This is a genomic window from Streptomyces sp. cg35 (genome assembly GCF_050410835.1).
Lineage (GTDB): Bacteria > Actinomycetota > Actinomycetes > Streptomycetales > Streptomycetaceae > Streptomyces.
Genome location: NZ_CP191268.1, coordinates 7,243,924 through 7,256,641 on the forward strand (window position 1 = coordinate 7,243,924; position 12,718 = coordinate 7,256,641).

Below are 12,718 nucleotides of genomic sequence, written 5' to 3' on the forward strand. Positions count from 1 at the left end.
TCACGGGCGGCGGGTCACCGGTCAGGCGGTCCCCATCGTTCCGTACGGACGATGGAGCCGTCCGAGTTGCGCCCCGCGGTCCACCGTGGCGGTGTTCCGGTACTTCCTTGGAGCCCCGCGTGTGTACCGTCCGGGGCATTTTTTGTGCGTCGGCGCGGTTGGTACTTAGGAAAAATCGTACGCGGCGGTCCGCCAGGCCGTCGTGTGGTGCTACCGAGGAGGATCCATCAGCGCCGAGCCCCGCATCAACGACCGGATTCGCGTTCCCGAAGTGCGTCTTGTCGGTCCCAGCGGCGAGCAGGTCGGGATTGTTCCGCTTGCCAAGGCCCTTGAGCTTGCTCAGGAGTACGACCTCGACCTGGTCGAGGTGGCGGCGAACGCCCGCCCGCCCGTCTGCAAGCTCATGGACTACGGGAAGTTCAAGTACGAGTCGGCCATGAAGGCCCGTGAGGCGCGCAAGAACCAGGCGCACACGGTCATCAAGGAGATGAAGCTCCGGCCGAAGATCGACCCGCACGACTATGACACCAAGAAGGGTCACGTCGTCCGGTTCCTCAAGCAGGGCGACAAGGTCAAGATCACGATCATGTTCCGTGGTCGCGAGCAGTCCCGGCCGGAGCTCGGCTACCGACTGCTGCAGCGTCTCGCGAACGACGTCGAGGACCTCGGTTTCGTGGAGTCGAACCCGAAGCAGGACGGTCGAAACATGATCATGGTCCTCGGTCCGCACAAGAAGAAGACCGAGGCGATGGCCGAGGCTCGCGAGGCGCAGGCCGCCCGCAAGGCCGACGCGAAGGCCAACCCGGGGCGTTCGCAGAACGCCGCCGAGGAGCAGCCCGCCGAGGCTCCTGCCGAAGCCCCCGCCGAGGCTCCTGCCGAGGCATGATCCGGCGGCGTACAGCCTGTGCGCCACGGATACCAACTGACACAACTGACGTTCCCTCACGGCCGGTTCGCGCCCACGGCACGAACCGGCCGGGAACGCCACTGACGAGGAGAGAACGGCGCTATGCCGAAGAACAAGTCGCACAGCGGTGCCAGCAAGCGCTTCAAGGTCACCGGCTCCGGCAAGGTGCTCCGTGAGCGCGCCGGCAAGCGCCACCTGCTCGAGCACAAGTCGTCGCGCCTGACGCGTCGCCTCACCGGCAACGCCGAGATGGCCCCGGGCGACGCCAAGAAGATCAAGAAGCTTCTCGGCAAGTGACGTACCGGCGCTTCGGCGCCGCGCACGTCGGCTAGACCGGGACCTATTCGAATTCGGGTCGGGTGACGTCAACCCCGGCCCCGCTACAAGGAGTTAACAAGTGGCACGCGTCAAGCGCGCAGTCAACGCGCACAAGAAGCGTCGGGCGATCCTCGAGCAGGCCAGCGGCTACCGCGGTCAGCGTTCGCGTCTGTACCGCAAGGCCAAGGAGCAGGTCACCCACTCCCTGGTCTACAACTACAACGACCGCAAGAAGCGCAAGGGCGACTTCCGTCAGCTGTGGATCCAGCGCATCAACGCCGCTGCCCGCCAGAACGGCATGACGTACAACCGCCTCATCCAGGGTCTGAAGGCCGCCAACATCGAGGTGGACCGCAAGATCCTCGCGGAGCTCGCCGTCAACGACGCCAACGCGTTCGCCGCGCTGGTCGAGGTCGCGCAGAAGGCTCTGCCGGCGGACGTCAACGCCCCGAAGGCTGCCGCCTGATCGCTCCGCTGAGCCGGACGTGATATTCGGACCCGCAAGCCGAGTGCTTGCGGGTCCGAGTGCGTTCGGCGGCTCGTCTGCCGTCGAGCGTCGTGTGCCGTGCGCGGGCCGGTTGTGGCTGGTCGCGCAGTTCCCCGCGCCCCCTTCGGGGCGCTTCCTCCCCAGGTGAGTTGTCATGGTTGCCGTTCCCGAGCTGATCTCTCCCAAGTCGTCCCGTGTGTCCGCCGCCCGGCGGCTCGGCAAGCGGAACTTCCGGGGGAAGGAACGGCTGTTTCTCGCCGAGGGGCCGCAGGCCGTGCGGGAGGCCGCCGCGCACGGGGGGCTCGTCGAGATGTTCGCCACCCTCGACGCCGCCGAGCGGTACGCCGACATCGTGGGGGAGGCGCGCGCCGCGGGCGCCCGGGTGCACCTCGCCGACGAGAGCGTCGTCGCCGACATCTCGACGACCGTGACGCCCCAGGGACTCGTGGGCGTCTGCCGGTTCCTGGACACCCCGTTCGAGGAGATCCTCGCGGCCCGGCCCCGGCTCGTCGCCGTCCTCGCGCACGTGCGCGACCCCGGGAACGCCGGGACCGTGCTGCGCTGCGCCGACGCCGCGGGCGCCGAGGCCGTGGTCCTCACCGACGCGTCCGTCGACCTGTACAACCCCAAGGCCGTCCGGGCGTCCGTCGGGTCGCTGTTCCATCTGCCGGTCGCCGTGGGCGTGCCCGTCGAGCAGGCCGTGGCCGGGCTGAAGGCCGCCGGTGTGCGCATCCTCGCCGCCGACGGCGCCGGTGACGACGACCTCGACGACGAGCTCGACAAGGGCACCATGGGCACCCCGACCGCCTGGGTCTTCGGCAACGAGGCGTGGGGGCTGCCCGAGGAGACCCGCGCCCTCGCGGACGCCGTCGTCCGCGTGCCCATCCACGGCAAGGCCGAGAGCCTCAACCTCGCGACGGCCGCCGCCGTCTGCCTGTACGCCTCCGCCCGCGCCCAGCGCGCCCCCGGAGGATGCCGCCGCTGACCGGCACCGGCGCTCCGGCGCGGCGCGCGCGGGCCTCGTGCGCTCTCTCTGCGTCACCGGTGACTGGTAGTCCGTCACCTGCGACTAGTAGGGTGGCGAACTCGGGGCCCACTGTGCCGTTTCGAGAGGTGGGGTACGGGGAGATGACGGTCCGCACCAGCAGGGCATCGAGGGTGAGCACACCCCCGGAGATGGCCACGCTCGGTTCCGCCGGACCCGGCCTCCACCCCGACGACCTGCCCGACGGACTCGTCGTCGCCGACGAGAGCGGCCACATCGTCTGCTTCAACGCCGCCGCGGAGCGCATCACCGCCGTACCCGCCGCACGCGCCCTCGGCACGGCGCTGGAGCGTGCGCTGCCCCTGGAGGACCTCGAAGGCCGCCGCTGGTGGCAGCTGACCGACCCCTACGGCGGCCTCGCCACCCGCGTGGGACAGCCCGAGCGGAACCTGCTGCTGCCGGGCGGCCGGGAGGTCCTGGTGACCGCGCGCTACGTGCGGACCCGCCCGACCGGGCCCGTGCGCCGGGTCGTCGTCTCGATCCGCGACACGGAGGCCCGGCGCCGCACCGAGCGCAGCCACGCCGAGCTCATCGCCACCGTCGCCCACGAGCTGCGCTCGCCGCTGACCTCGGTCAAGGGGTTCACGGCGACCCTGCTCGCCAAGTGGGAGCGGTTCACGGACGAGCAGAAGCGGCTGATGCTGGAGACCGTCGACGCCGACGCGAACCGGGTGACGCGGCTGATCGCCGAGCTCCTCGACATCTCGCGGATCGACTCCGGACGCCTCGAACTGCGCCGGCAGCCCGTCGACATCGGAGCCGCCGTCTCCCGGCACATCCAGGCCCATGTCGCCGCAGGTCAGCCGGCCCAGCGGTTCCTGCTCCGCGTCGGCCAGCCGCTGCCCGACCTGTGGGCCGACCCCGACAAGGTCGACCAGGTGCTGAGCAACCTGCTGGAAAACGCCGTGCGGCACGGCGAGGGAGCCGTCACCATTGACGTAGAGCCCACCACGACGGCCAAGGAATCCACCTCGGTCACCGTCAGCGACGAGGGGCCCGGCATCCCGGAGGAGTCCATGAACCGCGTCTTCACCCGCTTCTGGCGGGGCAGCAAGCGCGGCGGGACCGGGCTCGGCCTCTACATCGTCAAGGGCATCGTCGAAGCCCACGGCGGCACCATCACCGTCGGGCGGGCGCCCGGTGGCGGCGCCCAGTTCCGATTTACGTTGCCCGTGGCGGCGCCGGCGTACCTCAACGCCTGAGCACCGGCCCCCACGGGCGCGTTCGTACACCTCACCCCCGTTAGACTCGTCCTTTGGCACATTGCGTCTCCACGTCAGGGACGGTTCGTCAGCGAATCAGGGACGGGTCGTAGACGGGGCCATCCGCCAGCCAATCGGAAGCACGGGAAGAGATGTCGGCACCGAACAAGTCGTACGACCCTGTCGAGGTCGAGGCACTGAAACCGGAAGAGATCGAGCGCGTGCGGGACGAGGCGCTCGCCGCCTTCGCCGCCGCGGACTCGCTCGAGGCGCTTCAGGAGGCCAAGGTCGCGCACACCGGCGGCACGTCGCCGCTGTCGCTCGCCAACCGCGAGATCGGCGCGCTGCCGCCGCAGGCCAAGGCCGCGGCCGGAAAGCTCGTCGGGCAGGCCCGCGCCGCCGTCGGCCGGGGCCTCGCCGCCCGCCAGGCCGAGCTGGAGGCCGAGCGCGACGCGCGCGTCCTGGTCGAGGAGGCCGTGGACGTCACGCTGCCCTACGACCGCACTCCGGCCGGCGCCCGCCACCCCCTCACGACGATGATGGAGCGCGTCGCGGACGTCTTCGTGTCCATGGGATACGAGATCGCGGAGGGCCCCGAGGTCGAGGCGGAGTGGTTCAACTTCGACGCCCTGAACTTCACGCCGGATCACCCGGCGCGGCAGATGCAGGACACCTTCTTCGTGCAGGGCCCCAAGGGCACCGAGGGAGACGAGTCGGGTGTCGTGCTGCGCACGCACACCTCGCCCGTGCAGGCCCGCACGCTGCTCGACCGTGAGCCGCCCGTCTACGTCGTCTGCCCCGGTCGCGTGTTCCGCACCGACGAGCTGGACGCCACGCACACCCCGGTCTTCCACCAGATCGAGCTGCTCGCCGTGGACGAGGGCCTCACCATGGCCGACCTGAAGGGCACCCTGGACCACATGGTCAAGGCGCTCTTCGGCGACGACATGAAGACGCGGCTGCGGCCGAACTACTTCCCGTTCACCGAGCCGTCCGCCGAGATGGACATGGTCTGCTACGTGTGCCGCGGCGAGTCCGTCGGCAACCCGGACCGGCCGTGCCGCACCTGTGGCAGCGAGGGCTGGATCGAGCTGGGCGGCTGCGGCATGGTCAACCCGCGCGTGCTGACCGCGTGCGGCGTCGACCCCGAGAAGTACAGCGGATTCGCCTTCGGGTTCGGCATCGAGCGGATGCTGATGTTCCGCCACAACGTCGAAGACATGCGAGACATGGTCGAGGGTGACGTCCGGTTCACCCGGCCGTTCGGGATGGAGATCTGATGCGGGTCCCGCTTTCCTGGCTGCGGGAGTACGTCGACCTCCCCGCCACCGAGACCGGCCGCGACGTGCAGGCCAAGCTGGTCGGCGTAGGGCTTGAGGTCGAGACCGTCGAGCAGCTCGGCGCCGACCTCAAGGGCCCCCTCGTCGTCGGCCAGGTGCTGACCATCGAGGAGCTCGAAGGCTTCAAGAAGCCGATCCGGTTCTGCACGGTCGACGTCGGCCAGGCCAACGGCACGGGCGAGCCGCAGGAGATCGTCTGCGGCGCCCGGAACTTCGCGGTGGGCGACAAGGTCGTCGTCGTGCTGCCCGGCGCCGAGCTGCCCGGCGGCTTCGCGATCGCCGCGCGCAAGACGTACGGCAAGACCTCGCACGGCATGATCTGCTCCACCGACGAGCTGGGCATGGGCGACGACGGCACGCACGGCATCATCGTGCTGCCGCCCGAGCACGAGGCCGGCACCGACGCCATCGAGCTCCTGGAGCTCGTCGACGAGGTGCTCGACATCGCCGTCACGCCCGACCGCGGCTACTGCCTGTCGATGCGCGGCATCGCCCGCGAGACCGCCACCGCGTACGGGCTGCCGCTGCGCGACCCGGCGCTCCTGGACGTGCCCGCGCCGAACGCGTTCGGCTACCCGGTCCAGGTCTCCGACCCGATCGCCTGCGACCGCTTCACCGCGCGCACCGTCACCGGCCTCAGCCCCGAGGCCCGCTCGCCGATCTGGCTGCAGCGCCGCCTGCAGAAGGCCGGCATGCGCCCGATCTCGCTCGCCGTCGACGTCACGAACTACGTGATGCTGGAGCTCGGCCAGCCGCTGCACGCCTACGACCGCTCCCTCGTGCAGGGTGCGATCGGGGTGCGCCGCGCCCTGCCCGGCGAGAAGCTCAAGACCCTCGACGGCACCGAGCGCACGCTCGACGCCGAGGACCTCGTCATCACCGACGAGCGCGGCCCCATCGGCCTCGCCGGCGTGATGGGCGGCGCCAACACGGAGATCGCCGACCACGCCGATCCCACGGGGGCCGCCGGGACCACCGACGTCGTCATCGAGGCCGCGCACTTCGACGCGCTCACCATCGCCCGCACCTCGCGCCGCCACAAGCTGTCCTCCGAGGCGGCCAAGCGGTTCGAGCGCGGTGTCGACCCGCAGGCCACGTCCGCCGCGGCCCAGCGCGTCGTCGACCTCCTCGTGCTGCTCGCGGGCGGCACCGCCGAGGAAGGCGTCACCGAGGTCATCGCGCCCGGCGCCCCGCGCACCCTCACCATCCCGGCCGACCACCCGGACAAGGTGGCCGGTGTCGCCTACGGCCGCGAGACCGTCGTGCGCCGCCTCCAGCAGGTCGGCTGCGACGTCTACGGCCAGGACGCCCTGACGGTCACCGTGCCGTCCTGGCGGCCCGACCTGACCGACCCGAACGACCTGGCCGAAGAGGTCATCCGCCTGGAGGGCTACGAGAACCTGCCCTCCACGCTGCCCAAGCCCCCGGCGGGCCGCGGCCTGACCGAGCGCCAGCGCACGCACCGCCGTGTCGGCCGCGCCCTGGCCGGCGCCGGATACGTCGAGGCGCTGAGCTACCCGTTCATCGGCGAGGGCGTCTTCGACCAGCTGGGCCTGGAGAAGGACGACCCGGCCCGCCGCGTCGTCACCCTCGTCAACCCGCTCTCCGACGAGGAGCCCGCCCTCCGTACGACGCTGCTGCCGGGCCTGCTGTCCGCGCTGCGCCGCAACGACGGGCGGGGCAGCCACGACCTGGCGCTCTTCGAGACCGGCCTGGTCTTCCACCCCCAGGACGAGCTGCGCATCGCCACCCGGCTGCCCGTCGACCGGCGTCCCACCGACGAGGAGATCGCGTCCCTCACGGCCGCCCTCCCGAACCAGCCCCGGCACGCCGCGGTCGTCCTGTCCGGCGCCCGCGAGCAGTCCGGCTGGTGGGGCAAGGGCCACCCGGCGACCTGGGCCGACGCCGTCGAGGCGGCGCGCACCATCGCCACCGAGGCCGGCACCCAGCTGGCCGTGGACCAGGGCCAGTACGGGCCGTGGCACCCCGGCCGGTGCGCCGCGCTGTACGCCGTGATCGACGGGGTGAAGACCCTCGTCGGCCACGCCGGTGAGCTGCACCCGCGCGTCGTCAAGGCCCTCGGCCTGCCGGCCCGCACCAGCGCGATGGAGCTGAACCTGGACCTCGTGGAGCAGGCGAGCGACGGTGCCCTGCAGGCGCCGCGGATCTCGACGTTCCCCGTGGCCACCCAGGACGTCGCGCTCGTCGTCGACCAGGACGTCCCGGCCGCGGCCGTGGAGCACTACCTGCGCCTCGGCGCCGGTGAACTCCTCGAGTCCATCCGCCTGTTCGACGTGTACGAGAACGCGGAGCAGCTCGGCGAGGGCAAGAAGTCCCTCGCGTACGCGCTGCGCTTCCGTGCCGCCGACCGCACCCTGACGGTCGACGAGGCCAGCGCCGCCCGGGACGCGGCGGTCGCCCAGGCCGCCGAGAGCGCGGGCGCGGTGCTGCGCGGCGCGTAACGGCGCAGGCAGGAGCCCGTTGAGGGGCGCATCCGGATCACCGGGTGCGCCCCTCACTCGTTCGAGTGAGGATTCTTGGCGATCTGGCCCGATCGGGGCAGACGGTCGTAAGAATCGATCCGGTCGTCGGGCCGACCGGCGAGCGCGCTGAACGGGGCCTAGGGGGCCGGCGGCATGTTTCGTACCAAGACCAGGGCGCCCGCCCGATCCGTCCGTACCGCCCTCCGCACCTCTCTCCGTACCCGCCTCGTGAAGGTCGTCCGGGCCGAACCCCGGCGGATCCGGCGTGCGTTGATGCTGGGCCTGCCCACGGTCTGGGGCGCGGTCGCCGTCACGTACAAGCTGACCTGCCCGCTCGCGCAGCAGAACGGACTGGGCGCGCGGATCGTGAGCAGCGCCGTCTTCTTCGTGGTGGGAACGGGACTCATACTCCACGTACGGCACGGTCTGATGCGGGAGGTGCGGGAGCTCAAGGCCGTCGCCGGGGCCGCCCAGTCCGTGCTGCTGCGGCCCCTGCCGCCGCGGCTCGACGGGCTCGCCCTCGCCGCGGGCCAGCTCTCCGCCGACCGCGGCGCCAGCATCGGCGGCGATCTGTACGACGTCGTCGCCACCGACCACGGGGTCCGGGTGGTCATGGGGGACGTCCGCGGGCACGGGCTCGGCGCGCTCGCCACGGTCGGCGCGGTCCTCGGCAGTTTCCGTGAGGCCGCCCACGACGAGGACGAACTCGGCCGGGTGCTGCGGCGGTTGGAGCGCGCCCACGCGCGGCATCTGCGCCAGCGGTCCCGTGACGAGCATCCGGCCTTCGGCGGCGGTGAGCCGGAGAGTCCGCTCGCCGAGGAGTTCGTCACCGTGCTGCTCCTGGAGATCCGGCAGGACGGCGCGGTGTACGCGCTCAACTGCGGTCATCCCTGGCCCTATCTGCTGCGGCCCGGCGCGGCACGCTCCGTCGAGCCGCTGCCCGGCGGCGATCCGATGCCGCCGCTCGGCCCGTTCCCGCTGCCCGCCGAGCTCGCGCCGGTGCGGTGCGGACGGATCCTGCCGGGGGAGGGGCTCGCGCTGCACACCGACGGCATCGAGGACGCCCGCGACGCGCGTGGCCGGTTCTTTCCTCTGCAGGCCGCGCTCACCGAGGCCATGGGCTGCCGGACCGTCGTGCCGAAGGCCGCCATCCACGCCGTGTACAGCCGGCTGCTGCGGCACATCGGCGGACCGCCGAGCGACGACGCGGCCCTGCTCGTCCTGCGCAACGACCGCAGGCGCGTACCCGTCCAGCACGGCGAGCCCGTCGTCCGCACCGCCCACACCGTTCTCTGACACCTCCCGTCCCAGGGGGGCGTCGTCCGCCCGCCGCGGAGTTGTGGGCAGGCGAGCGGGCGGACGACGCGGGATCGGGCCGCCGTCTGTACGAGGGGGAGCCGACGGCCCGGCCGGCCTCTTTCGAGGCAGTTCAGTCAAGCGGGCGGAAACCGGCCACAACAGAGTGCACAGCGCCCGGAGTTGAGCATTCCGATCACACCCCGTGTGAAGCCACCTCCACTAGGCTGGCGCCACCGAGCCAACGGAGGGCATCCATGCAGCCCAACACCCTGCTCGACGCGATTCTCGACGAGGCCGGGATCTCCCACGCGGGCCTCGCGGCCCATGTGAACCACGCGGGGAAGGCCCGTGGACTCGCGCTGCGCTACGAACACACCGCCGTCGCCCGCTGGTTGAAGGGCCAGCGGCCACGGGGACAGGTCCCCGACCTGATCTGTGAGGTCCTGGCGGGCCGTCTGCAGCGGCATGTCACCCTCGACGACATCGGCCTCGGCATCCCCGGCGAACCGGCGGCCCCGCACAGCTCCTCGCTGTCCGGCTTCGTCGAGCGGGCCACCGCGCTGTGGCGCTCCGACGAACAGCAGCGCCGCCACGTCCTCGACGCCCCGGCCGTCACCGGCACCCCCGCCGTGATGCCCGTGTGGGAGTGGGAGAACCCGCCGGAGGACACCGACGTCTCGCGCGGCGGGCGCCATCTGGTCAGCGCCGCCGACATCGAGATGATGCGTTCGGCCCGCAGCCACTACGAGCAGATGTACCGCAAGGCCGGCGGCATCGCGACACGCACCCGCATCGTCGGCTTCCTCAACACCGAGGCCACGCCGCTGCTGCGCGGCAGCTACACCGACGCCACCGGCCGCCAACTGCACCGGGCCACCGGCGGGCTGGTCGCCATCGCGGGCATCTGCGCGTACGACTCCGACGCGCACGGCCTCGCCCAGCGCTACTTCCACCAGGCCCTGCGGCTCGCGAAGGCCAGCGGTGACCGGGGACTTGGGGCCTACGTCATAGCGCTCCTCGTCAATCAGTCGCTGCACATGCGTGACTACCGCCAGGCCGTCGCCTTCGCCGAGGCCGCGCTGCGCGCCGCCGGACGGCACATCACCCCGGCGCTCGCCTCCGACCTGTACGCGATGCAGGCGAAGGCGTACGCGCACCTCGGTGACGGCACGAGCGCGCTGGAGTGCATCCGCCGTGCCGAGTCCGCCGCCGACCGCATCCGGCGCGGACACGAACCGGACGAGACGGGATACGTGCAGCCCGGATTCGTCAACGTCCAGATCGCGGAAGCCCTGTTGAGCCTCGGCGACTACGCGGCGGCCAAGGAGCACGCCACCGAGGCCGTGCACACCCCGGCGCACGACCGCGGGCGCGTGCACCGGCTCGCCGTGCTCAGCCAGATCCAGCTCAGACAGGGCAACGCCGAACAGGCGGTGGCCACCGCCGTCGAAATGGCGGAGACGGCGCGGGGGATGGAGTCCCAGCGCCTGCGCGACCGACTCCGGGCGGTACGCGAGCACCTCGTCGCCAGCGGCTGTGCCGGCACGGCCGAGGCCGCCGAACTCATCGACGGGGCGCTGCGCGTACCGCTCTGAGCCATTACGTAGGACGCCCGAGGGCGCCACTGCTGCGATATTGCCATCAACTCGACGGAAGGTGGCAGAACCGTGCAGTGGACGAAACAGAACGAACAAACTGTGTATGAAAACCGCTGGTTCAGCGTCAACTTGGCGGATGTCGAACTGCCGGACGGCCGGCATCTCGACCACTTCCTCATCCGGCTCCGCCCCGTGGCCGTGGCCACGGTGGTCAACGACGCGGACGAGGTACTGCTGTTGTGGCGGCACCGCTTCATCACGGACAGCTGGGGCTGGGAACTGGCGGCGGGCGTCGTCGAGGACGGCGAGGACATCGCGTACGCGGCCGCCCGGGAACTGGAGGAGGAGACCGGCTGGCGGCCGGGACCGCTGCGGCACCTGCTGAGCGTCGAACCGTCCAACGGACTCACGGACGCCCGGCACCACATCTACTGGACCGACGAGGGAACGTACATCGGCCACCCCCAGGACGACTTCGAGTCGGACCGCAGGGAATGGGTCCCGCTCAAACTCGTCCCCGACATGATCGCTCGAGGAGAGGTCCCGGCCGCCAACATGGCGGCCGCGTTACTGCTCCTGCACCATCTCCGGCTCGGCTAGCGCCCGCCCTCGCCGCTAATGCCCGAGCACTTGCCACACCGTGATGGCCAGTGCCCCGACCGCGGTCAGCGCGGCGACCGCGGGCAGGGGCCAGCGGGTGTGTTCGAGCGCACTGATCCGCGCGCTCAGATCGTCATGATCCTTGACCGTCTGGTCGTCGCGGTGGGCGAGCAGGGCCATCTGACCGTCGATACGGGTCAGCCCCACCTCGAAGACACGGCGTAACTCTGCGAGTTCTTCCGGGACCACGGAATGCTCCGGGTCGGTGGTCACTAGTCCGCTCCTTTCCGTAGTCGGCACATCCTTGATGTGCGCACCGGAAGTCAACTCGCCTGGTGGACGCGGCGGGAGCGTGTGCAAAGAGCATATGCGGGTCACTCGCGCACACCCCGTGCGAACGCAGTGGGCCCGGTGCTCCGAAGAGCACCGGGCCCACTGGCGAGCACGGAGTGTGATCAGGGGCGCGGCCCCGTGATCAGGCGTAGGTGTAGAAACCCGAGCCGGACTTGCGGCCGAGCCGGCCCGCGTCGACCATCCGCTGGAGCAGCGGGGGAGCGGCGTACAGCGGCTCCTTGTACTCGGCGTACATCGAGTCCGCGATGGAGACGATGGTGTCGAGGCCGATCAGGTCGGACAGCTTGAGCGGGCCCATCGGGTGGGCGCAGCCCAGCTCCATGCCGTTGTCGATGTCCTCGCGGCTGGCGATGCCGGACTCGAACATCCGGATGGAGGAGAGCAGGTACGGCACGAGCAGCGCGTTCACCACGAAGCCCGAGCGGTCCTGGGCGCGGATCGCGTGCTTGCCGAGGATCTTCTCCACCAGGGCCTGGGCACGGCTGATGGTGCCCTCGGACGTGGTGAGCGCCGGGATGAGCTCGACGAGCTTCTGCACCGGGGCCGGGTTGAAGAAGTGGATGCCGATGACGTGGTCCGGGCGCGAGGTGGCCACGGCCAGCTTCACCAGCGGGATGGACGAGGTGTTCGAGGCGAGGATCGCGTCGGGACGGGTCATCACCTGGTCCAGGACCTGGAAGATCTCCGTCTTCACCTGCTCGTTCTCCACGACCGCCTCGATGACGAGGTCACGGTCGGCGAACTCGCCCAGGTCCGTGGTGAAGGTGAGCCGGTTCAGCGTCTCCGCCAGCTCCTCCTCGGTGATCTTGCCGCGCTCGGCCGCCTTCGCGAGGGAGTTGAGCAGCCGCGTCCGGCCGATCTCCAGCGCCTCCCCGGTGGTCTCGGCCACCATCACGTCCAGGCCGCTGCGGGCGCAGACCTCCGCGATTCCGGCGCCCATCTGGCCACAGCCCACCACGCCGACGCGTGTGATGTCAGTCAAGGTGTCCGTCACCTCGTGCCTTTCGCAGTTCGTCCGGGGTCGCCGGCAGTCGGGGTCTTCCGGACCTGCACGTTACCCCGTAGACATAGGAGGGGTGGAGCCC

12 protein-coding genes are annotated in these 12,718 nt (G+C 71.0%); 10 read left to right on the forward strand and 2 right to left on the reverse strand.

The genetic code is table 11. The features are described from left to right. The first annotated feature begins 202 nt into the window (after nucleotides 1-202). The 10 genes from infC (at nucleotide 203) to ACQUQD_RS33165 (ending at nucleotide 11,279) form a co-directional block, all read left to right on the forward strand. Nucleotides 203-886, forward strand: a complete 684-nt coding sequence (gene infC / locus ACQUQD_RS33120; protein WP_428955858.1) for a translation initiation factor IF-3 — start codon at nucleotides 203-205, stop codon at nucleotides 884-886. A 123-nt stretch (nucleotides 887-1,009) separates the two neighbouring features. Continuing rightward, nucleotides 1,010-1,204 carry a 50S ribosomal protein L35 gene (rpmI, locus tag ACQUQD_RS33125; RefSeq protein ID WP_007829094.1) on the forward strand — a complete coding sequence of 65 codons (195 nt, stop codon included), beginning with the start codon at nucleotides 1,010-1,012 and terminating at the stop codon, nucleotides 1,202-1,204. Between the two features lie 100 nt (nucleotides 1,205-1,304). Beyond that, complete coding sequence (gene rplT, locus ACQUQD_RS33130; RefSeq protein WP_006350245.1) at nucleotides 1,305-1,691, forward strand: 50S ribosomal protein L20; 387 nt, start codon at nucleotides 1,305-1,307, stop codon at nucleotides 1,689-1,691. 175 nt (nucleotides 1,692-1,866) lie between these two features. Next, nucleotides 1,867-2,697 carry a TrmH family RNA methyltransferase gene (locus tag ACQUQD_RS33135; protein WP_428955859.1) on the forward strand — a complete coding sequence of 277 codons (831 nt, stop codon included), beginning with the start codon at nucleotides 1,867-1,869 and terminating at the stop codon, nucleotides 2,695-2,697. A gap of 143 nt (nucleotides 2,698-2,840) precedes the next feature. Next, entirely contained in the window at nucleotides 2,841-3,959 is a 1,119-nt protein-coding gene (locus ACQUQD_RS33140) for an ATP-binding protein (protein ID WP_428955860.1), read from the forward strand. Between the two features lie 152 nt (nucleotides 3,960-4,111). After that, nucleotides 4,112-5,239: a phenylalanine--tRNA ligase subunit alpha gene (pheS, locus tag ACQUQD_RS33145; protein ID WP_428955861.1), complete on the forward strand. Its 1,128-nt coding sequence runs from the start codon at nucleotides 4,112-4,114 to the stop codon at nucleotides 5,237-5,239. Then, complete coding sequence (gene pheT, locus ACQUQD_RS33150; protein ID WP_428955862.1) at nucleotides 5,239-7,761, forward strand: phenylalanine--tRNA ligase subunit beta; 2,523 nt, start codon at nucleotides 5,239-5,241, stop codon at nucleotides 7,759-7,761. The genes pheS and pheT overlap by 1 nt, the downstream gene beginning before the upstream one ends. Before the next feature lie 294 nt (nucleotides 7,762-8,055). After that, nucleotides 8,056-9,078 (forward strand): PP2C family protein-serine/threonine phosphatase, encoded by a 1,023-nt coding sequence (locus ACQUQD_RS33155; RefSeq protein ID WP_428957717.1) that lies wholly within the window; start codon nucleotides 8,056-8,058, stop codon nucleotides 9,076-9,078. A gap of 257 nt (nucleotides 9,079-9,335) precedes the next feature. Then, on the forward strand, nucleotides 9,336-10,676 hold the full coding sequence (locus ACQUQD_RS33160; RefSeq protein WP_428955863.1) for a transcriptional regulator: 1,341 nt from the start codon (nucleotides 9,336-9,338) through the stop codon (nucleotides 10,674-10,676). Nucleotides 10,677-10,748: 72 nt separating this feature from the next. Beyond that, nucleotides 10,749-11,279 (forward strand): NUDIX hydrolase, encoded by a 531-nt coding sequence (locus ACQUQD_RS33165; RefSeq protein WP_428955864.1) that lies wholly within the window; start codon nucleotides 10,749-10,751, stop codon nucleotides 11,277-11,279. Nucleotides 11,280-11,294: 15 nt separating this feature from the next. Here ACQUQD_RS33165 and ACQUQD_RS33170 read toward each other — a convergent pair whose 3' ends face one another. Continuing rightward, entirely contained in the window at nucleotides 11,295-11,552 is a 258-nt protein-coding gene (locus ACQUQD_RS33170) for a hypothetical protein (RefSeq protein WP_428955865.1), read from the reverse strand. A 202-nt stretch (nucleotides 11,553-11,754) separates the two neighbouring features. Then, nucleotides 11,755-12,615, reverse strand: a complete 861-nt coding sequence (locus tag ACQUQD_RS33175; protein ID WP_428955866.1) for a 3-hydroxybutyryl-CoA dehydrogenase — start codon at nucleotides 12,613-12,615, stop codon at nucleotides 11,755-11,757. Nucleotides 12,616-12,718 lie beyond the last annotated feature (103 nt).